Here is a 20,244-nt window from a genome sequence, read left to right as displayed (position 1 = left end):
ACATCACGGGAAAAACAACACCGCACCCGGACTGCCGGACAATCCGGCGCAGGGAGCGGTGTGAAAACCACCTATAAGCAGATTCATCCAAATCCAATTATTATAGGCGGCATGTGAAAGGTGGCGAGCGAAGGGATTGCGTATACAGATACCTAGGCAGTTACGCGACTGGCAATTCAATCGTCAGCAGGCAGCCTTCTTGGCCATCGTCCTCCGAGCTAAGAACCAGCTGTCCGCCGAGCTGGCGAACCCGTTCGCTCATCGTTTGGAGGCCGAAGCCCGGCGTGGCGGACTCGTATTTTTTGCCGTTGTTCCATAGCTGGAACAACAAACGCCCGTCTTTGTGCTCCAGCAGGAAGTGGAACATGGTGCTCTGGCCGTGGCGCATGCCGTTCGTGAGCCCTTCCTTGAGCGCATGGTACAATACTTTCTTCTGCATCGACGTAAGCAGAGGCAGCGGCTTCACCGAATACTGGATATCAAGGCCCGCCGCTTGAGCCGTTTGATCCATGAGCTGCATCATCGCCGACTCCAGCGGGAACTCGGTGCCTTGCTGCTTCATCATGCGCACCGACTCGCGGATGTCGTCCAAGCCTTGGCGGACGAGATTTTGCGACAGGTTCAGCTTCTCCATGCCGCGTTCGTCGCCGCGTGCGAGCAGCATTTTGGCGGCTTCCATCTGAACGATCGTCGTCGTGAGCGTATGCCCGACATTGTCGTGGATTTCCTGCGCAATCCGGTTCCTTTCCTCCATTACGGACAAATCCGCCAGCGCTTCGGCCGTTTCATGGATCGATTCCTCCAGCCGCTTCGTCGTTTGCTCCAGATCGGCGGTACGCTCCTGCACCATCAGCTCCAAGCTGTACGTCAGCCGCGACAGCCGCAGCTGCACGTCAACCCGGGCGAGCAGCTCGTGCTTGGCGACCGGCTTGACGATATAATCGTTGGCGCCGGCTTCGAAGCCTTCCACCATGTCGGTCAGCCGGTTTTTGGCCGTCAGCAGAATGACCGGCAGCGCGCTGGCGTCATACCTTTGGCGAATGTCCATGCAAACCTCGTAGCCGTTCAGATCCGGCATCATGACATCAAGCAGCACCAGGTCCGGCTTGCGCAGCGCGATCGCTTTCAGGGCATCTCTTCCATTGGATGCACGGACGATGTCGAGCGGCAGATCGGTTAGATAATTTTCAAGTACCTGCAAATTCACGGGCTCGTCATCCACGAGCAGAATCGTTGCTTTAGGCGGCGGCCCAATCTGTTCCGCACGCGCTGCGGCATGCGGCAGGCCTTGCCCGCCGTTATCCGAGCCGGTCGAAGGGGTGTCCGACAAGCTCTCTCCGGCCACTTCGGCTTCTTTGGCTTCTTCGACGAGCGGCTTACGGAGCGTCTCGAACGGAGCGGCGTCCGCAGGCTTCTCTGCTGCCGATCCGTCGGCCAGCGGCAGCGTAAACGTAACGGAGGTGCCGATGCCCTCCACCGAATCGATCGTCAGCTGCCCGCCATGCATCTCGACCAGCTTGCGCGTGATCGATAGCCCGAGCCCGGTGCCGCCGCGGCGCGAACGATTGTCCGCCTGCACGAACGGTTCGCCGATAAAGGCGAGCCGGTCCTTCGGAATGCCGATGCCGGTATCGGCGACGCGAACCTGCACGAATCGGTCCAGCCTTACGGCGTCGATGCGGACTTGGCCGCGATCCGTAAATTTAACGGCATTGCCGAGCAAATTGTACAAAATTTGCTGAAGCCGGTTCTCGTCGGCGCTGACTTGAGGAAGAGCTTCGCCGATATCGCTCGCAAGCTGGATGTTCTTCTGCGCGGCGAGCGGCTCGAAGGCGGCCAGAACGCGGGCGGCGACATCCCGCACGTGAAGAGCCGAAGGCTCGAAAGCGATCTCCTGGTGTTTCAGCTTGGATAAATCCAGCAGATCGTTGATCAGCCGCGACAGCCGTTTGCCGCTGGTGCCAATCAGCTCCAGGTTATGCCGCATCTGCGCGTTAATCGGCCCGGCGACGCCCTCCAGCAGCGAATCGGACAACCCGATCATGCCGTGCAGCGGCGTGCGCAGCTCGTGCGAGACGTTGGCCAGAAACTCGTCCTTCAGGCGGTCAAGCTCTTGAAGCCGCTCATTCTTCTCTTGCAGCTCCGCCGAGAACAATTGCACCTTGTCGTGAATGCCGCGCAATCGGGCGATTAACACCATGCCGAGGCAAAGCACGGCGAAGAAGATGCCCATAATCGTCGTAGCGTCCATCCAATAATACGTGAAGCTCGGAAGCAAGCTGCCTAAAGAGGTCTTGAAATTTTGAAACAAATAAAGTGAATAGTGAAGCGCCAGGCCGATTAACAATCCGACGATTCCGGCTACGAGCCATTCGGCCTCGCTGTCGCGCTGCTTGATTTTTTTAAGCATTGGCATCGCCAGCAGGATTGCGACCGCAAACATCGTCGGGCCATAAACGAAGAGGGTGACGATGTTGCTCCAGCCGGGGTTGAAGCTGACGACAGCCGCGCCAAGGATCGCCAGCCCGAGCAGGAAATGCCTGATCTTGCGGAATCTCGCATGATAGGATGGCTCTGAAAGCTGCTCGAAGATGCCGACAAACGCAAACGCGCCGATCGGAATGACCAGGCCAAAATAATCGGCGATGAAGGGAAGGTTCACGAACAGGTTCACCACGGAAGACCGGGCGATCGAAGCGTAACCTGCGCAAAACGTCATCAGCGCAAAATATATATACAGTCGGTCCCGGTTGTATAAAAAATAACCGCCGATCGCAATGAAGAACAAAAACAAAAAGCATGCTGTCAAGAACAGCTTGATCGCGTCCATGCGCAGCATTTGCCAGACCCAGTCCTTGCCTTCGCCGACGATGAGCTGGCCGTTCGAAAGCTCCGCCGATTCGGACATAATCCGCATATGCATCGTTTTGCCCGTGGCCTCCGGGGGAAGGGGTACCAGGTTCCAGTCGAGCAGGGAGCCCGTCGAATCGGTATCGTTCATATGATAGGACTTGATTAATCGGTTATCGACGTAAATTTCATAATGGTTTACGCCGACCACTCTCATTTGCGGATCGCGAAGCCCGGCCAACTGTTCCGGCAATGTACGCCGCAACCAGAACGTCCCTTCCTCCGGCGGACCGGAAGAGGATTGCTCCAGAAGAGAGGCGTACGGTTGCCATGCGGCCTTGTCGTCTTGAACCCGGCCGGCTGCAACGGGCAGATCGCCGAGGACGGCTTCCCATTTCGAAGGTGTTTGGATGGCGACCACATGAATTGAATTCAACTGCTTGGAGCCACCGTTGATCATGATCGTAAATCCGGTTATACCGGCCAGGAAAAAGAGGACCATGACCGCATAACCCGGCATTCGGCGTTTCACCGGCTTAGGGTCCGCAGCGATGGACGTCATGTAATGCCCTCCAGCTGTTCCTTCAAGGTCATCATGGCGATCGTCCGGTCGTTCGTGCCGATTTTCGCATAGATCGAGCTGACGTAATTGCGGACGGTTCCTTCGCTCATGAACAGCCTGCCGGCGATTTCGCGGTTCGATTTCCCTTCGATCATGAGCAGGGCTACCTCATATTCTTTGTCGGACAGCTTCACGCCTTCGTGCTTCACGCGATTCGTGCCGATCATCATTTGCAGCGATGCGGTCTTGGAAGACAAACGCGCCGCGAGTTTGCCCGCAATAACGGAGGGGAGCAGCAGCTCGCCCTTTACGGCATCGCGGATCAATTGGGCCAGCTTGTCGCCGGCCATGTCCTTAAGCAGAAATCCGGCCGCTCCGCTCGCGAGCGCCTCGATGATGTAATCGTCGTCCGCGAAGGTGGTCAGGATCAGCACGATCGTGTTGGGGGAGAACGATTTGATTCGTTTCGTGCACTCGATCCCGTTCAAATACGGCATTTGAATGTCCATCAAAATAAGCTGCGGGGCCAAGCTTTCGGCCATCTGCAGCGTCTCTTCCCCGTCCTTGGCCATGCCCACGACCTGCATGTCTTCTTGTAAGCTAATAATCGTGTGCAGTCCGTCCCGCATCAGCGTTTGATCGTCCGCAATCAGAATCGTAATCACGCCCATCGTCTCCCAGTCCCTTTGATTGGCATAAGTATACACCGTGGAAATTAGCCGCACAACGAAAAGGTTACGCTCTGCGACAATTAATGACATGTCAGCAGGGAGGCCGTGACAAACGTCACTGCAAGGCCTATTTCTCCACCAGTTCCTTCAGGACGCGGATCGCCTCCATCCGATCGTTCGTGCCGATTTTATTGTAGATGGCGCTAATATAGTTACGAAGCGTTCCTTCGCTCACGAACAAGATCCCGGCCATTTGTTTGTTGCTCTTATTGTCGATCATGAGGCGGATCAGCGTTTTCTCGCGATCCGTAAACGAAATGCCGAGCCGCTTCAGCGCAGGCACGTTCACCGCCGGATGGGAGCCGGGCGATAAGTAGGAAAGCCTTGCCGCGAGCTTCGACGCGATGACCGCGGGAAGCATCAACTGGCCGCCGACGGCGTCGCGGATCGATTGGATGATCGTTTCCCCGGGCAAATCTTTGAGCAGGAAGCCGCATGCGCCGCCGACCAATCCGTCCACGATATAATCGTCATCGGCGAAGGTCGTCAAGATGAGCACCTTGGTACCGGGAACATGCTGCTTGATGAGTTTCGTTCCTTCGATGCCGTCCATCAGCGGCATTTGAATATCCATAAGAACAAGATCCGGCCGGAGACTTGCGGCAAGCTCGTAGGCCTGCCTGCCGTTTTCGGCATGCCCGACGACTTCCATATCGTCGGCAAGGCTGATCATCGTTTGCAACCCGTCGCGCATTAGCCGCTGGTCGTCGGCAATTATGATTTTGATCATGGGTGGCTAGTTCCCCCTTTGTTGTTGCAGTACCGTTCCTTCCGTCGTTTCCAATATACCGAATGTTCCCATACTCGGCAAGCGGTTCGGGCGATAAATCGATGACAAATCCGATTACACATGTAACTGGTCATATGACCTCTCCGTTCCATAAGATAGGAAGCGAATCTACAAGCTCAGCTTGACGGCAAGAAAGGTGAATAAGATGAGAGAAGTAGGCGTTTCCTTATTGAGGGACGGTGATATATTGCAGTGTCCGGTGAGGACAAGCAACGGAACGGTTTTGCTCAAAGCCGGAACTTGTCTGACGGAAAGCTACATAGAACGGCTCAAAATGCACGGCATCGACAGCGCATATATCGAGGAGCGACGTAACGGCGGATTTGCCGTCTTGGCTGCGGCTTCGGGCAAGCTGAAGAAGTCCGAGCGCGGCGAAGATACGGAGGAACTGGGCAAGCGGGTCTATAACGCGTTAACGAAGCTGACCGAATCCGACTTTATACGTGGGCGCACCTCGGTGCCGCTGATGGAGCACCGGTACCGGAAAACGTTTCGACCGATTCTGTTCGACGTCGCCTCGCACAATACCGTGATCGACGGATTAACGATCTTGTACCGGAGCGATCCGCTGCTATACGAGCATGCGATGAATGTCGCCTTTTATGCCGGGGTCATCGGCCTGGCATCGGGGTATTCCTCCTCGGATTTGCTGGAGCTGACGATCGGCGCGTTGTTGTTCGACCTCGGCATGGCCGAAATGCCGCGAGATTTGCTGACCAGCGCAAGGAAGCTATCCGCCGCGGACCGGACCTTGCTGGAATCGCACGCGCGCATCGGCTTCGACCTGCTGATCGGCATGCGCGACATTCCGACTCGATCGGCAAGGTGCGCGCTTCAGCATCATGAACGGTTCGACGGTTCGGGTTATCCTTACCGGCTGAGCGGGCAAGAGATCGATCCGTTCGCGCAAATCGTTGCGATCGCGGATACGTACGATGCGCTTGTGTCGCCCCGTCATCACCGCAAGGCGTTTGCCCGGGGCGAAGCGATGGAATTTTTGCTTGGAACGGGCAATCAGTTTTTCGACTTGGAGCTTGTCCGGTGCTTCCATAAGCATATCAATATTTATCCGGTGGCGAGCAGGGTGCTGCTCAGCAACGGCCAAGTGGGAGTCGTATCACAAGCCGGCGAGATTACGCACCGGCCGATCGTCAGGGTCGTTCGCGACACCGGGGGGAAATTTATGAAAGTACCGTATGAGCTGGATTTGAAAATAAGAACGGATATTACGATCGTGTCGACGATCGCAAACGAGAAAGGAGCCGACCACTCATGGATGGCATAATCGCCTTGCCGCTCATTACCGCATTGCTCGTGACCGTGCCGATGTACTTCGGCCATATGATTTACAGCAATCGTCGGACGATCGGCGAATTAAGGAAGCTGGTGCGGTGGAACAATACGCTGAATAAGGTGTCGGCAGCAGGTGCGTCGCTTGTCGTCGTCTCCGCTGTTACAGTACTTCTGTCGAAGGATGGAAACGGTTTGCGGGCCGACTTATGGATCTTCGGTTCGCTGGCCTTTTATCTGGCTTTGCAGGCTGTCTCCGTCCACGTCGCCGGGCCGGTCTCCAAGCAGCTTGGGCAGTGGCTGCAGGAAATAAAGCTGGACGACCGGATGCGGCTGCCGGAGCCGCAATCGGCGCTGATCGCCAAAGTCGACCATATGTATTACGTAGCGGCGATTATCGGAACACTGCTGTTCGTATTGATGATCTTGAAGCCCCTTTGATCGTGTTCATATGTCACCGTTCGCCGTATACAGCGGCAATCGCCTTGGCTTGAGCGATGACGGCGGCCCGCAGCTCCGCCGGTTCCAGCACTTCGATCTGCGCGCCGAGACCTAACACATATTCGCAAGCCGAATCGAGCGCTTGGAAATCGATATCGGCGAGCAGCCACCCGTCGTCCGCATGTTCCGTGCGGACGACTTTGGCGTAGCGGGCCATACGAATTCGCTGCAACAAGCTTTCTTTGATGCGCACGACCGCGGGGTAACGGGGCAAGTTCGCTTTGAAGGCAGCGGTTGACTCCGCCCAATACGTCGGCAGTTCAAAGTCCGCCGGTCGCTCGAACGTTTCATCCAGCAGTCGGGCTTCTTTCATCCGGGAAATCCGGTAGGAGCGCAGCCCGCCTTCTCCCGGCAATGCAGCCACCGCATACCAAGTGCTGCCTTTGGCGACAAGCCCGAGCGGGTGCGCGATCCGTTCCGTGCCGGCTTCGTCCTTGTCATACCGGAAGGCGAGCTTCCGCTGCTCCCATACGGCGGCATGCACGGTAGGCAAATGCGGGCACGCCTCGCCGGACTCATGCCATCCGGCCCCATCGACGTGGAGCCGCTGCCGTGCGAATTCGGCATCCTGCCGCAAGGCAGGCGGCAGCGATGCCAGCAGCTTCAAGAAAGCCGCCTCATAATCGCCATGCATGCCAAGATCGGCCAAGGCGCTGGACGGATTCGCAACGAGCAGCGATTGCAGCTCCAATCGATTCAGCCCGGTCAGCTGCGTGCGGTAGCCTTCGGCCAAATACCAGCCGCCGTTCGAGCCTCGGTCGGCGATAACCGGAATTCCGGCTGCCCCGAGCGCCTCCATATCCCGCAGCACCGTGCGCTCCGACACCTCCAGCTTTTCCGCAAGCTGACGTGCTGTCGTTTTCCCGCGCTGCTGCATGGTCAGCAGAATGTATACCAGACGATCGGCACGCATAATGTCAACTCCTTGTTTCCGGACTTTGTTCACAGTATTCATCATACATGATGTTAATCAATTCGTGGCAATATGTCACTCGTCCCCAAATAAAAAAAACCGTCCCTTGGCAAAACGATACCCAAGGGACAGTCTTCTATAGCCGGCCGCCGGCTTCCTTGACGACGTGAACCGCTATGTCGTAAATTTCATCATTCACAAGCGCCGTAAGCAAAACATCGAGCCCGACCGAATCGTCCCGGCTGCCGTCGCTCATGCCGCTCATGACCGGAAACGCCGCCGCCAGGATGGCCGTGTCTCTGCTCGGCGAAGTCGCGTTGTTCACGATAGCCGCCAAGCCGGGAAAGTCGCCCGTTATCGGGTTTTCGACGCGGTACGTTTCCGTCATGGAGAACGGATCCACCCGCTCGATCTGAACATCCGGCACTCGAAGAGCCCTCAGCTTCGCGGCGACGCCTTCCGCGTCGGACGGGCTGCGGAAATATGCCGAAATCAATTTATCCGTCAACCTGAACATCTCCTCGTCTATCCGTATATTTTTTGCGCCCGTCTGGCGAATATTTGCCAGTGCACCCACCTGAACGTAGCATTTGCGAAAAACGGCATTTTATACCCCATTCGAAAGCGGCGGACGAACCACTCGTTTTCGTTTTTTATCAACATGACAGTAGGTGTCATATATCGTTTGATATGCTGATGAGGAAGTAGTGAACAATATAGGAGAGATTCAGGTCAAGGAGGCGCAGCCGAATGAAACCATTGCAAGGGAAAGTAGCGGTCGTCGCGGGAGGAACGCGCGGTGCGGGGCGCGGCATCGCCGTATCGCTCGGGGAAGCGGGAGCCACAGTATACGTGACGGGACGCAGTACACGCGGCAATCTGTCGCCGATGGGGCGGCACGAGACAATCGATGAGACCGCGGAAATGGTGACGGCCAAAGGCGGCACCGGCATCCCGATGCGTGTCGACCACACGTCGGAATCGGAAGTGAAGGCGCTGTTCGAGCGCGTCGCCGCTGAGCAGGACGGCCGGCTGGATGTGCTTGTGAACGATATCTGGGGCGGCGATCCGTTAAGTGTCTGGGGAGAAACGTTCTGGGAGCATTCGCTTGCGAACGGCTTGCAAATCCAGCGCCAATCCGTACACACGCACATGATTACTAGCTATTATGGAGCGCCGCTTATGGTTGCGCGAAAGCAAGGGCTGATCATCGAAATTACCGATGGTGTAGGTTACCACTACCGGGGCAATCTATACTACAGCTTGGCCAAAATATCGGCCATTCATCTGGCCGAAGCGATGGCCGAGGAGCTGCGCCCTCATGGCGTCACGGCTGTGGCGCTAACGCCGGGTTTCCTCCGTTCGGAGGCGATGCTGGATCATTTTGGCGTGACGGAGGCGAATTGGAGGGACGCGACCCGAATCGACCCGAATTTCATTGCATCGGAGACACCCTATTATGTAGGAAGGGCCGTGGCGGCATTGGCGGCCGATCCGAATGTAGCCGCAAAGTCGGGCCAATCGTTAAGCTCGTGGGACTTGTCGGACGAATACGGATTCGAGGATGCCGACGGCAGCCGGCCGCATTGGGGCCGTTATTATGCGCAGCTGAAAAAAGGATGAGCCGATGCACTCGCATCGGTTTTTCAAAATATATGAAAGTATTCGCGGTAAACGATGTGCCATTAGGACGACGCAAGCATCGGTAATTGATGTGCGGAAAAGACGATGCAAGCTGTTAAGCTTGTAGTAATGTAATGCTATCGGGGCTGGCTTCAATACAAAATAAATGCCCTAAATTCGTTTCAATAGGGCTTCTGCAATTTTCATTAAGAAAGAGCTTCTGCAATTTCATTAAGAAAAAAGTTTCTGAAATTCAGAAATTTTTTCTTGAATTCAGGGGCAAAGAAGGGGAAAAAGCAGATTTCAGAAATTATTTTCTGCTTTTAGCCAAAATTTTCTTTATTTCAGAAAATTTTTTCTGAATGTTTCATTCAATAGGAGTATTCGTCATAATTTCAGAAATAATTTGCTGATTTTCAGCCAAAAATTTCTGAAAGTCAGTTCATCCATTTACAACGTGTCTGTACATGTTTGCAATGCTCCATTCATACAGGCGAATGGGGGCTGAAGCGCGATCATCATCTTTGAATGGCTTCGATAGAAGCTTTCCTTGACACCAAAGAATCAAATTATTGTTTCATTTGACTTAATACCATATTCTATGCTATACTAACACAGTCTTTTTATATGACCCCCCCATTAGTTCCTCAGAAGAATAATTTTTCTCCAGCCATTTCTTGTTTCAAATTCCGATGCTCACGAAGGATTTTGTTTGACGTATGACTGATTCACACTGGCGCGGTCTTCGGAGCCGCAAGGACAAAAGAGAGGTAGGGCTTTTGTTGTTTTAGCTGTACTAATGGTCGTTTTATTCATGTATGATACGGGAACTTTATCGTCTGTGTACGCCTGTACGCAGCGGGTTATATAAAATACATTTCGCGGGCTGCCGATATTTCGGCAGCCCGCATCCATTTCCATCCTAAATCACGCATACGTCAGGCAGGATGTAGCTATAAATCGCATGGGATCCTTCGCCGTCTTGCTGCAGGAAGCCTCGCGATGTCATGTTGCGCAGCACCGGCTCGATATCCGCAAGCTTGCGGCCGATCCGCAAGGCGATCCCATCCGCCGTTTCCAGCGTATACGGATTTTGCTGAAAGAATGCGGTGCACTCTAGCGCGATCGTTAACTTGTTTTGTTCATCCAACGGTTACGCCTCCTCACAACAAGCGGATAAACGGCTTATGCATTACGGATTCGACGAGCATCGGCGGCGAGATGTGCCCGAGGGGCGATTTCGTCACTTGCACGTATTGGTAAACGCCTTCAATCCATGTACGAATGATGCCGCTGCAATTCCGCTTCAAGAATGAAGCGGAATCATCGCTCATTTCGGCAAAATTGCATAGCATCACGTAAGTCAGGTTATACTCCAAAGCCCGGTGCAGCTCCTGCTTGAATAGCTGGGTGGCGAACTGCTGGCCTTGCTCGATATAGGCGGTGTACAAATCGAACTTGAGCAGCACATTCGGATTCACAGGCATCGTTTCGCCCACGAAAGCACCGGTCGCTTCATCGATCGAACGAAGCAGGGAAGCGCTGTCAGGGTTCAGTATCGTAACCCAAGGCCGGAGCTCGTCCGAGATCGGACGGTTGAAATAATCGATCAGATGAAGCTGCCCGGCCCGCAGCATATCGAGCGCGGAAATATCGAACAGCTGCATATATTGCGCAAACTGCCCGACCGATGTCATGCTCGACAACTGAACGAGGCACGGATTGCCCCGGGCCAGATGGGCGGAGAGCAATGAAGTGATCATCGGCCTGTATTGGACGCGGCTGTTCGTATCGATCGCGAAAATCGAACCGCGGGGGATTCCGCCTCCCAAAGCTTCGTCAAGCAGGTCGATGCCGGTCGAAAGCAATTGCATGTCGCTGCGTGTCGCCGGGTCGTCGTACGAGATGCTCGGAACGATATAGATGCCGCTATCCGTTATTCGATACGTATGCTCGCCCTCGATAATTTTGCGGTTGCGCATCTTCACGATTTCGACGATTCGCGTGCGGAAATCGTTCATAAACGGTTTGACCGACAAACGAATGACGCCGTCGGCGACATAGTTTTCGATGGGGGATTCCATCCCGAAGTTTGTGCCGGTTTCGCTGATCAGCAGCGAGGTTATCGAAAATTTGCGCAAAATATTGGTCAGCATATAGACCCTTTGCCGGAAGACGGGCCCTTCATCCGTCAAATGCTTGTATAGGCTGACGCTGTCGATGACGATCCGCCTGCAGCCCATACGATGAATCAGCCGCTCCAGCACGCCGCCCTCTTGCATCAACTGGTCGACAAACGCATTCGGCGAAATGCAAACGACCTTCAGCAAGTGGTTCCGCTCCAGCTCGCGAATATTCCAGCCGAACGATTCCATGCTCCGATAAATGGCGGCCGGCAATTCCTCGAAAGTGATGTAGAGGCCAGGCTCATTCAGCGTTGTTGCGCCATAAACTAGAAATTGCATGCCGAGTGTAGTTTTCCCCGTTCCCGGGGAACCTTCGAGAACGATTTGGGCATTGGCGGGAAAACCGCCATGCAGCAGCGGGTCAAGTCCCGGAATGCCCGATAAGACGATGTCGCCCATCGATGTGCTTGCTCCTCTCAAATATAAGACTAGATCCGTTATAAGCTATAGCGATCTTATATTTATCGGTTAACGAAAGCCCAATTCGCGGAGCCATCCGTTTCCCCCAGTTGTATCAGCTTCGCACGGCTTGATGCCGGAACTTCCATTCGTACAAAATAGCTGTCGCTTGGCTACGATCCGTAATATCGAGTTTTTGAAAAATTTTGGTGACGTGATTTTTCACCGTATGCTCGCTGATGAACAGCTGAGCGGCGATCTGCTTGTTGTTCAAGCCTTGCCCGATATATTCCAGTACCTCATGCTCGCGAGACGTCAATGCGGACAGCAAGCCGATTTTATCATGAGCCGGATGCGGAGGAGGCGAGGCGCCGACCGGCATCACGACAATCTCTTGCTCGACGATTTGCTGCTGCAGAATGTAACGGAGCAGCGATTGCTTCAATGCGGGATCGCCATGCGGCAGCTCCCGAATGACCTCGGGATCTTCGTTATGCCGAAGAAATCGATCCAGCATTTGAAGCACGGCGCCTTGCCTGCCCGCCGCCATGCCAACGGACTCGTCGCTCTGGTGCAGATTCGGATTCCGGTAGGCCGCCACGATGCGGACGACCGAAGGATCGATCTCTTCTTCCTCGAGCAGCTTCGGATCGTAGCCCGACAGCCAGGCTGCTTGCCGGAGAACGTTCCATTCCGTCTGGCTTGCGCCGATCGACTCGGCATAACCAACCGCCCATTCCGCGAGCCGGGTCGAGGAACGATACATCTCCGGATTCCAGTGCTTCATGGACTTGTGCAATGTTCGCACCGCGCGGTCTTGGCGGCTGAAGCGCTCCTTTGTTTTCTCCAGCGCGATCGAAGCGACGATCGAAAACCCATGGAAAAACGTGATCGCTTCATTCGGCTCGAAGTCGGCTTCCACGTTCAGGCACAATACGCCGTACCAATGCCCAAAAGGCATAAGAGGCACCTCGATAATTCGCCCCATCGCAGACGAGCTTCGCATCACCGGAGTCAGAGGCTCCGGCTTGGCGGCCGGCCGGCTATCGCTTGAAGCGATGTACCGTCCGGTGAGCTCCCGGCTGTATGCGCGAATTTTGTCAGCGTCCATCCCGCGGGAAACGAACAGCATTTTGTCGGCGGAATCGCTGTCCGTATTGTGGCACAGCACGCAGGCGAACGTACCGCGTCCGATATGCAGGGCCATGTCGACCAAGGAGTAGATCAGCTTTCGCATGTCGGCCGTATCCGGCAGCAGCAGCTGGCTGACGTCCAGCAAAGTGGAGAGACGCAGCAGCGAGCTTCGCGCCCGCTTGTCCGACAGCTCGTTCTGCATGAGCAGCCCTGCGATCCGGGCGAAAATCGAAACCGTATGGTTCAACGTATCCGGATGTGCCGTCAATTTCTCTTGGCGGCTTCCGCCGAACAGAATGCCGGCCACCTCGCCGCAACGAATGACGGGGAAAACAAACAGATGGTTGATCTCGATCCCCGCCTCGATCAATAGCGTTTCGGCGGCGCTTTCCTCCGGGCTCGGCCACAATCCCCCTTTTTCCGTAGCCGCGACCATGCCGAGCTTGCCTTCGCCGATCATAAACCTTCGGTCCTTGAGCGGCTCGAAGCCGCCGGCCCCATAAACGACGACATATTCTTCGTCGCCGTCCTTCACCGCAAAGCCTAGGAGCGGAAAATCGGGCAGCACGACAGGGCTTAGCCGGATCCAATCGAGCGCAGAGCCGATAGATGGATCGGCCGCTTGCGACAATCGGCCTAGCGCGCTCCGTTCCGTTAGCTCAAACCGTTCCCGCTCGCCTAGCCGGTGCAAGGATCCGAGCAGCTGCGACAAACTCCCGAACCTGTGAAGCATCTCGCGGGTGGTATCCGACGATAGATAAGCGGAAGAGGTCGGTTCGCTGAGCGAACCGGATATGATTAATTGGTCAAGGGGACCCGATACGGGGGCGACAAAAAAATATTTGCCGTCCTTGGCGGCCGAAACTGTCGGTACCTTGACATGGCCGTAATCGGCGATAAAGCGCTGCAAAGTGTCCGTGTCGGGAAAAGCGGCATCAACCTTCATGCAGGATGCGCTCCTGGCAACGACATGGCTCTGCAGATCGACGACCGCGATCGGCAGTCCGCACCATTCGGAAAACGCATTCAACAAATCGATGGATTTGTCAGAGCCTTCGTGCATGCAATCACCTGCCCGCGTAGGATTTCGTTCATATTTTTCACTGTGAAATAGTTCTACAAAGCATGACAATTTCCTGCTCCATTCATCAAAAACGTAGGAGCAGGTTCCTATATGCCCGTCGGTCAAAAAAATGAGAAACGTATGCCATTACGCAATCGGCTCGATTGCCCGATAATGGAAAGGAATAGAAAGGATGAGGCGTATGCAATTACCGGAGTTATTGCTGAAACGGTTTCGGCTCGATTATAAATCGGCTTATCGCCACAGTCTGCGGGTAGCCCAATATTGTCGGAAAATGGCGGATGATTGGAGCATGGATGCCGCTGCCGCGGAGCGCTTGTCCGGCGCGGCGATGCTGCATGAAATCGGGCGATTGATGACGGATGACGAATATGAAATTCCGCTGGCGAACGTCGAGATTGCGCGGCAATGGAGGCTGGAGTCCGTTGTGGATATGGATGCCCTGCTGCAATATGGCGAAAATCTGGACGGAACAGGATTTCCGCACGGTCTAGATTGGCAGCGTATTGGATTTACGGCACAGCTGCTGCGCGTCGCGGACAGCTTCGATCGGATGACCGTATCGCCGGCGGGCAACCCGCTGCTGCCGATGCCTGCGGCCATTGAAGAGCTATACCGATGGGCCGACGTGCTGTATGATGCTGAGGTGATCCGCCGCTTCGGCCGTCTGTTGCGGGATCCTCAGCAGTCGCAGTATTCCAAGAAATTTTGAGCAGGCGTCCCAAAACGTGTTTTTATAGAAAGAGGGTGCCCCTGAATCATATTTATGACTCTGGGGACACCCTTCTTCTGTATCAATCGATCAGGAACGCTCCGAATCGTTCATCGTATTTGGTGATTTGAAAATCGATGATTTCGAATTCGGGCCAATCAGGTTAAACTTTTTTCATAGCAAAGACTCATCTCGCAATGGACATACTCACCGAACTTATCGATTTCTTTGTACCCATGATTTTTATAGAAAAGGATTGCTTCCGGTTGCTCGGTTCCCGTTTCCAGACGGATCTTGTGGAAGTCCATCTGTCTTGCCGTATGTTCCAAGAAGCTCAGCATTCTTGACGCGATGCCCATCCTTCGATAAGACGACTCCACAAAAAATCTTTTTAATTCCGTGCTCTCTTGATCGATCGGCCGGATCGCCCCACAGCCGACTGGCAGGCTGTTCCTATAGGCTACGACAAAAACGATATCCTTGATATTAGGGTCGTTGACACTCCTCCCGATGTTCTTAATATTAATGCATGCTGCGCCGAATACAAGAACAAATTGGTTTCAGCCTTGCAAAGGAACGGAAAAGCCTCCTGACCACTTGAGGTGGCCGGAGGCTTCGATCCGATCGTTGTCGCGCCTTGACGAGAGTGAGGCGAAGGACAGAGGCAAACTATTCCGTCGCTTCTGCGCGTTTCAAAGCTTTCCCGCCGCGTTCTTGCGGCTGTACGGCACCGACTTCGGCCGCTTCCGGCGCCGGGGCGCCCCAGCCGTTGCCTTCCATTCTCGTTTTGCCCATTCGGAAGACGAAGAAGAGCGCGATGACAGCGGGCACAAGTCCCCAAAGGAACGTCAGCGCAATGGAGCCCGACAGCGCTTCGGTGATTTGCTTCAGAATGCCTTCCGGAATTTGGGCTCGCGCCTCTGGCGTCAACAGCGCCCGCGGATCGGTCGTCTGCGGCGCCGCGCCTCCGGAACCGGCGAATATATCGGTTAGCTTGCCCGAGAAGTCGTTGCGCTGGAGAATGCCGAAGATCGTGATGCCAAGCGTCATGCCAAGCTCCCGCAAAAATCCGAGCGTTGCGTTCGCCGAGCCGCGCTGCGTCGCCGGCAAGTTGTTGATCGCGGCCATGTTGAGCACCGAGAAGGAGGCGCCTACGCCAAGACCGGCAAGAATCATATAGAGGGTGACCGTCAATCGCGACGAGTCCGCTGTTAACGTGCTTAACAAAACCAAGCTTGTTATAAAGACAAGAGCCGATACGACCATGATGTTGCGGAAGGACGTTTTGCTGACGAACACCCCGCCGAGCTGGGCGGAAATCGTCGTACCGAGCATCATCGGCAGCAGCACGAGACCGGAATTGGTCGCCGATCCGCCGAGAACGCCCTGGACGAAGATCGGAATGTAGATCGTTCCCGCAATAAAAGCGGCGCTATAGAAAAACCCGATAATATTGCTCGAGGCGTACAGCTTATTTTTGAACAGGTTGAACGAAATGATCGGTTCTTGCGCTTTCGTTTGCGCAAGCAGGAACATAACGGCCAACACGGCAAAGCCGGCGAACATGCCGATAATTTGCACCGAATCCCATGCGTACTTTTGCCCTCCGAGTTCAAGCGCGAACATGAGGCAAACGACGGCGCCGACAAGCGTTGCCGCGCCGACCCAGTCGATTTTTTGACGGGTGTGCATCGGCGATTCGCGGTAGAATGCCGCGATCATGATGAGCGCGATAAAGCCTAACGGCAGATTGATGTAGAATACCCAGCGCCAATGAAGGTAATCGGTGATGTAAGCCCCGAGCAGCGGGCCGAAAATACTGGATAATCCGAATACGGCGCCGAACAAGCCGCCCATCTTGCCGCGTTTCTCGGGCGGGAAAATATCGAACAGGATCGTAAAAGCAATCGGGATGAGCGCCCCGCCGCCAATCCCCTGGATGGCGCGGTAGATGCTAAGCTCTACGATGCTATTTGCCGTGCCGCACAAAATCGACCCGGCAAGAAAGACGATCAAGCCAAAGATGAAAAACCGTTTGCGTCCGTACATGTCGGACAATTTGCCGAAGATCGGCATGCCGGCCATCTCGGCGACCATGTAAGCCGACGTAACCCATACGAATTTGTCGAGTCCGCCGAGCTCCCCTACGATCGTGCCCATTGCCGTGGCGACGATCGTGTTGTCCATCGACGCCATCAGCATGCCTAGCAGCAGGCCGACGACGACAAGGGCAAGATTATTTTTTTTCGCAGTCATTTGTTGATTCTCCTCCACACCTATATTTTAATTTGGTGAATCACTTTAGCATGCTTATGCTGGTTATACTCGGTTTTATATTCGACCGTCTTGATTTGACAGCCGGGGCCGATTGTCACGCGGTTTCCGCGGACGATATCGGCATGCGTATGCTCCAGGTAGATATCGTCGCCTTCAATCGTATCGGCGGTAAGCCGAGGCGAGGCGGGCGTTTTGAACATCATGCGCAGGAAGGTGAGCTTGCCGAGTTTGCCTACGCGGATCGTTCCGCCGCCGATTTCGGCCGCGCGGCATTCGTCGTGAATGCGAAGCTTGACCGTTCCGCCGTTCAGCAGTCCGTCGATCGCGAATTGGCCATCAAGCGATAATTGCTCCGCTTCGCAGTTGCCCTTCACGATCGTATTGCCGCGAAGCTCGACCGTATTTCCGGCGATCGAGCCGTCGACCTTGGTTTCGCCGTAAACTTTGGCGCTTTGAACCGCCAGCTGTCCGCGAATGTCCGCCACGCCCTGGACGCTGAGCGTTTCCGCCTTGACGCTGCCAATAATCTCCGATGTGCCGACGCAGCGCAAATATTGGCACTCGATGCCACCGCTGATTTTGCCTTCGCCGACGATTTTTACTTTGTTGAACACGCCCCCCGTTGCGCTTCCCGTACCGGTGATGCTCAGGTTGCGGTTCATGTTCTTGTCCATGGCGATCCCTCCTTTATACGTTGTCGTCATGCTTTTTTCGAGCTTCCTACTCTTGCTTTGGCGTCGCGATGGAATTTGTTTTTATATTCAACCTTATCAATCCGGCAGCCGGGTCCGATCGTTATGTTATTGCCGCGAACCGTTCTTGCCTTCGTGTACTCAAGGTATATATCGTCGCCCTCGATCGTATCGACGTTCAGTGTATTGGAGAAGCTGTAATAGATGTAGCTGAACAATCGATGGAGGAAGTTTCCTTGCGCCTCCCGCCGAATATCGATCGTTTCCCCGCCGATTTCCTGCGCGCTTGACCCGCCGAACAGCCGGATATCGATTTGGCCTGCATTCAATAACCCCGCGATCTTGAAACCGCCGCGGGCGATGAAGCGCTCGGCTTCGCAGTCGCCGCCCGTCTTGAGCAATCCCTCGAGCCGTATTTCTTCGCCGTTCATGCTTCGCTTCGACTGAATCGTTCCTTGAACGTTCATCGTGGCAAAAGCGACCCTCCCGCCGATTTTGATCGTTCCTTCGATATGGATCCGGGCCGCTTCGAGTTTGCCTGCGATGTTGGACATGCCTTGTATGGACAGCGATTGCGACGTAATATTGCCGCTGGCCCGCATCGTTCCGTTCACCAGCATGTCGCTGCATTCGAGATCGCCGCTCACCCGGGCCATGCCCTCGATCTTCGCATCGTTGTATTGCCCGCCCGATGCCTGACCGATCCCGCTAATAACCAGATCCGGTTTCCCTGAAATGATGTGCTCCATTGATGCGCACCTCCCTGCACTAAGATAATTTCATCTTCAGCTCTTCCAGACAGCCGTTGACATTCAGGCGTATTACCACTTTGATGCCGGTCTCGAAATAAGCCTCATTCGGACTCGACAACAGCATGAACGCGGAGACGCCCATCTTGCGCAGCATGATCAATTCGCATGATTTCCCCTCGTACTTCGGGTAATGCGCGGCGAGTGTGCCCAGCAAATGCTTGCCTTCGTCAAGACTCATCTCTCCGGTTTGCAGCAGCTTGTCGAAGATCGAAACGAACAGCAGCTTGTCGAACGTAAATACACCTGGCTCGCCTTGCTGAGCGATGTAGAAGTCTAAGGCAACCATCGAAACAATGTTACGATCGATTAATTCGTTTTTGTCGATGCTTGCTTCCGCCAGATAAGGAGAAAAGACGTCGGCCAATTCATCCAAGGACAAATCCTCTTTCATGTTCATGATTTTATCGATGCGAGCGAGTATTTTATCCTTCGGGAAAAACGTTTCCTGGCCGGTAAACGTCGATTTTCGGATGAACCAATCCTCGGGGATCAAGTTTTTTCGTTTCCATCTGTACAGCTGCCCGTAGGAAATTCCGGTAAGCTCAAGCAAATCTTTTTTGGAAATCAACTGGAGTTCCACGTGTCGACACCTCCTACGCAAAACAGTGTAACATAACATTGTTACGTTGTATATCAGTCTCGGGACTGAGGGGGAAAATATTTTTCCGACGGCAAGAAGGGGCTTAACACAGATCAGCTACAAAATAGCGACGAGTAATGTTAATCTTTATTTATTAAGCGTGGAAGAAGCTGGATTAAATGCATAGGGAGTCGAACTCATGCCGGCACATTCTAATTTTTTCGTGCAACAGCGGTTTCAGCAAGAAACGGAGCAGCGACAGGCTTTTTTGCGGGCCTATTGCCGGAAGCTTGCGGGTTCCGCCTGGGATGCCGAAGATTTGATGCAAGAGACATTGATGAAGGTTTATCGATCGCTAAAGCATTGCGAGGCTCGTCCGATTACAAGGACTTATTTATGCCGGATCGCCCATCATGCGTGGATCGATATGGTGCGGCGCAGGAAAAGCGGATGGGAACCGCTGGAGGAGGAAGCCGTTGCGAATGCGACGCCGACGGATGCCGCGGAAGTGCGGGAAGCGCTCGAGCTGCTCTGCGATCAGCTCCCTGCCCGTCAGGCAGTAATCGTGCTTATGATGGACGTGTTCGATTACACCGCCCGGGAAACGGCGGAGCGTCTGGAGGCGACGGAGGGAGCGGTGCAGGCCGCCCTTCATCGCGCCCGGGCAAAGCTGAAGTGGATCGCCGCGCAGAGTAAGCAGACGGCTGATCGATTGGCGACTGGGCGCAGCGCAGCGCCGTTATCTGCCGGCAGTCAAGCTAGACCGCTTGGGCTCGCCGATTTGCTGCAATCGTTCCTGCATGCGTTCCGGCATGGGGAACCCGAAGCGATCGTTCAAGCCTACCATGTGCTCAGCCAATCCGGCGTTTCCGTTCGCAAGACCGAGCGGCAAGCGGGCGTGCTGCGGCTTTATTTTCGCGATCCGGACGGTCATTTGCTCATGGTGACGTCGCAAGCGTGACGGCGAGAAGATTATGAGATTTCTCACGAATGTTACGAGCGAGAGATTGCCGCTCACCCCGTTCTGGCAAATGAGAAGCTTTTCTTGTAACCAAACTCTCCTTTGAAAAGCGAACGGCAGAGTTATATGCTGGAAATAGACCTCATA

Annotated in this window: 18 protein-coding genes; 5 read left to right on the top strand and 13 right to left on the bottom strand. The window is 54.6% G+C overall.

Annotated elements, in window-relative coordinates:
- Window positions 1-160 precede the first annotated feature (160 nt).
- The 3 genes from AC0LWM_RS23350 to AC0LWM_RS23340 form a co-directional block, all read right to left on the bottom strand.
- Window positions 161-3,412, bottom strand: a complete 3,252-nt coding sequence (locus AC0LWM_RS23350; protein WP_474677409.1) for an ATP-binding protein — start codon at window positions 3,410-3,412, stop codon at window positions 161-163.
- Complete coding sequence (locus AC0LWM_RS23345; protein ID WP_474677408.1) at window positions 3,409-4,083, bottom strand: response regulator; 675 nt, start codon at window positions 4,081-4,083, stop codon at window positions 3,409-3,411. Before AC0LWM_RS23345 ends, AC0LWM_RS23350 begins: the two co-directional genes overlap by 4 nt.
- Window positions 4,084-4,210: 127 nt before the next feature.
- Window positions 4,211-4,873 carry a response regulator gene (locus AC0LWM_RS23340; RefSeq protein WP_474677407.1) on the bottom strand — a complete coding sequence of 221 codons (663 nt, stop codon included), beginning with the start codon at window positions 4,871-4,873 and terminating at the stop codon, window positions 4,211-4,213.
- Between the two features lie 205 nt (window positions 4,874-5,078).
- Between AC0LWM_RS23340 and AC0LWM_RS23335 the strand changes: the two genes are divergently transcribed.
- Together AC0LWM_RS23335 and AC0LWM_RS23330 are read left to right on the top strand one after the other, a co-directional pair.
- Entirely contained in the window at window positions 5,079-6,218 is a 1,140-nt protein-coding gene (locus AC0LWM_RS23335; RefSeq protein WP_474677406.1) for an HD-GYP domain-containing protein, read from the top strand.
- Window positions 6,206-6,664, top strand: coding sequence for a hypothetical protein (locus tag AC0LWM_RS23330; RefSeq protein ID WP_474677405.1), 459 nt, complete (start codon window positions 6,206-6,208; stop codon window positions 6,662-6,664). Before AC0LWM_RS23335 ends, AC0LWM_RS23330 begins: the two co-directional genes overlap by 13 nt.
- Before the next feature lie 13 nt (window positions 6,665-6,677).
- On the opposite strand, the gene AC0LWM_RS23325 is transcribed toward AC0LWM_RS23330, so the two are convergent.
- Both AC0LWM_RS23325 and AC0LWM_RS23320 read right to left on the bottom strand, forming a co-directional pair.
- A complete protein-coding gene (locus AC0LWM_RS23325) occupies window positions 6,678-7,637 on the bottom strand; it encodes a helix-turn-helix transcriptional regulator (protein WP_474677404.1) in 960 nt (319 codons plus the stop codon).
- 136 nt (window positions 7,638-7,773) lie between these two features.
- Complete coding sequence (locus tag AC0LWM_RS23320) at window positions 7,774-8,145, bottom strand: hypothetical protein (protein WP_474677403.1); 372 nt, start codon at window positions 8,143-8,145, stop codon at window positions 7,774-7,776.
- Between the two features lie 242 nt (window positions 8,146-8,387).
- Between AC0LWM_RS23320 and AC0LWM_RS23315 the strand changes: the two genes are divergently transcribed.
- Window positions 8,388-9,260 (top strand): SDR family oxidoreductase, encoded by an 873-nt coding sequence (locus tag AC0LWM_RS23315; RefSeq protein ID WP_474677402.1) that lies wholly within the window; start codon window positions 8,388-8,390, stop codon window positions 9,258-9,260.
- 922 nt (window positions 9,261-10,182) lie between these two features.
- On the opposite strand, the gene AC0LWM_RS23310 is transcribed toward AC0LWM_RS23315, so the two are convergent.
- From AC0LWM_RS23310 to AC0LWM_RS23300, 3 genes are all read right to left on the bottom strand, one after another.
- Window positions 10,183-10,410 (bottom strand): hypothetical protein, encoded by a 228-nt coding sequence (locus AC0LWM_RS23310; protein WP_474677401.1) that lies wholly within the window; start codon window positions 10,408-10,410, stop codon window positions 10,183-10,185.
- Window positions 10,411-10,423: 13 nt separating this feature from the next.
- The gene (locus AC0LWM_RS23305) at window positions 10,424-11,845 is read right to left on the bottom strand and encodes an ATPase domain-containing protein (protein WP_474677400.1); all 1,422 of its coding nucleotides are present in this window, start codon (window positions 11,843-11,845) and stop codon (window positions 10,424-10,426) included.
- Window positions 11,846-11,960: 115 nt separating this feature from the next.
- The gene (locus AC0LWM_RS23300; RefSeq protein WP_474677399.1) at window positions 11,961-14,042 is read right to left on the bottom strand and encodes a response regulator transcription factor; all 2,082 of its coding nucleotides are present in this window, start codon (window positions 14,040-14,042) and stop codon (window positions 11,961-11,963) included.
- A 202-nt stretch (window positions 14,043-14,244) separates the two neighbouring features.
- On the opposite strand from AC0LWM_RS23300, the gene AC0LWM_RS23295 reads away from it, so the two are divergent.
- Complete coding sequence (locus AC0LWM_RS23295) at window positions 14,245-14,775, top strand: HD-GYP domain-containing protein (RefSeq protein ID WP_474677398.1); 531 nt, start codon at window positions 14,245-14,247, stop codon at window positions 14,773-14,775.
- Between the two features lie 158 nt (window positions 14,776-14,933).
- Here the strand turns inward: AC0LWM_RS23295 and AC0LWM_RS23290 are convergent, their stop codons facing one another.
- The 5 genes from AC0LWM_RS23290 to AC0LWM_RS23270 all read right to left on the bottom strand — a co-directional run bounded on the left by AC0LWM_RS23290 (window position 14,934) and on the right by AC0LWM_RS23270 (window position 19,136).
- A complete protein-coding gene (locus AC0LWM_RS23290) occupies window positions 14,934-15,251 on the bottom strand; it encodes a GNAT family N-acetyltransferase (RefSeq protein WP_474677498.1) in 318 nt (105 codons plus the stop codon).
- Window positions 15,252-15,444: 193 nt separating this feature from the next.
- Window positions 15,445-17,031 carry an MDR family MFS transporter gene (locus AC0LWM_RS23285; protein ID WP_474677397.1) on the bottom strand — a complete coding sequence of 529 codons (1,587 nt, stop codon included), beginning with the start codon at window positions 17,029-17,031 and terminating at the stop codon, window positions 15,445-15,447.
- Between the two features lie 20 nt (window positions 17,032-17,051).
- Complete coding sequence (locus AC0LWM_RS23280) at window positions 17,052-17,726, bottom strand: bactofilin family protein (RefSeq protein ID WP_474677396.1); 675 nt, start codon at window positions 17,724-17,726, stop codon at window positions 17,052-17,054.
- 26 nt (window positions 17,727-17,752) lie between these two features.
- The gene (locus AC0LWM_RS23275) at window positions 17,753-18,493 is read right to left on the bottom strand and encodes a polymer-forming cytoskeletal protein (RefSeq protein ID WP_474677395.1); all 741 of its coding nucleotides are present in this window, start codon (window positions 18,491-18,493) and stop codon (window positions 17,753-17,755) included.
- A 19-nt stretch (window positions 18,494-18,512) separates the two neighbouring features.
- Window positions 18,513-19,136 (bottom strand): YhbD family protein, encoded by a 624-nt coding sequence (locus tag AC0LWM_RS23270; RefSeq protein ID WP_474677394.1) that lies wholly within the window; start codon window positions 19,134-19,136, stop codon window positions 18,513-18,515.
- Between the two features lie 199 nt (window positions 19,137-19,335).
- Between AC0LWM_RS23270 and AC0LWM_RS23265 the strand changes: the two genes are divergently transcribed.
- Window positions 19,336-20,097 carry a sigma-70 family RNA polymerase sigma factor gene (locus AC0LWM_RS23265; protein ID WP_474677393.1) on the top strand — a complete coding sequence of 254 codons (762 nt, stop codon included), beginning with the start codon at window positions 19,336-19,338 and terminating at the stop codon, window positions 20,095-20,097.
- The last annotated feature ends 147 nt before the right edge of the window (window positions 20,098-20,244 follow it).

Source organism: Paenibacillus sp. sgz302148 (assembly GCF_056120465.1).
This window is presented reverse-complemented; position numbering and strand designations above follow the sequence as displayed.

Excerpts from the sequence above, each read along its gene's own strand:
- AC0LWM_RS23350 (WP_474677409.1), bottom strand. The coding sequence starts at position 3,412 with ATGACGTCCATCGCTGCGGACCCTAAGCCGGTGAAACGCCGAATGCCG.
- AC0LWM_RS23345 (WP_474677408.1), bottom strand. The coding sequence starts at position 4,083 with ATGGGCGTGATTACGATTCTGATTGCGGACGATCAAACGCTGATGCGG.
- AC0LWM_RS23340 (WP_474677407.1), bottom strand. The coding sequence starts at position 4,873 with ATGATCAAAATCATAATTGCCGACGACCAGCGGCTAATGCGCGACGGG.
- AC0LWM_RS23335 (WP_474677406.1), top strand. The coding sequence starts at position 5,079 with ATGAGAGAAGTAGGCGTTTCCTTATTGAGGGACGGTGATATATTGCAG.
- AC0LWM_RS23330 (WP_474677405.1), top strand. The coding sequence starts at position 6,206 with ATGGATGGCATAATCGCCTTGCCGCTCATTACCGCATTGCTCGTGACC.
- AC0LWM_RS23325 (WP_474677404.1), bottom strand. The coding sequence starts at position 7,637 with ATGCGTGCCGATCGTCTGGTATACATTCTGCTGACCATGCAGCAGCGC.
- AC0LWM_RS23315 (WP_474677402.1), top strand. The coding sequence starts at position 8,388 with ATGAAACCATTGCAAGGGAAAGTAGCGGTCGTCGCGGGAGGAACGCGC.
- AC0LWM_RS23305 (WP_474677400.1), bottom strand. The coding sequence starts at position 11,845 with ATGGGCGACATCGTCTTATCGGGCATTCCGGGACTTGACCCGCTGCTG.
- AC0LWM_RS23300 (WP_474677399.1), bottom strand. The coding sequence starts at position 14,042 with ATGCACGAAGGCTCTGACAAATCCATCGATTTGTTGAATGCGTTTTCC.
- AC0LWM_RS23295 (WP_474677398.1), top strand. The coding sequence starts at position 14,245 with ATGCAATTACCGGAGTTATTGCTGAAACGGTTTCGGCTCGATTATAAA.
- AC0LWM_RS23285 (WP_474677397.1), bottom strand. The coding sequence starts at position 17,031 with ATGACTGCGAAAAAAAATAATCTTGCCCTTGTCGTCGTCGGCCTGCTG.
- AC0LWM_RS23280 (WP_474677396.1), bottom strand. The coding sequence starts at position 17,726 with ATGGACAAGAACATGAACCGCAACCTGAGCATCACCGGTACGGGAAGC.
- AC0LWM_RS23275 (WP_474677395.1), bottom strand. The coding sequence starts at position 18,493 with ATGGAGCACATCATTTCAGGGAAACCGGATCTGGTTATTAGCGGGATC.
- AC0LWM_RS23265 (WP_474677393.1), top strand. The coding sequence starts at position 19,336 with ATGCCGGCACATTCTAATTTTTTCGTGCAACAGCGGTTTCAGCAAGAA.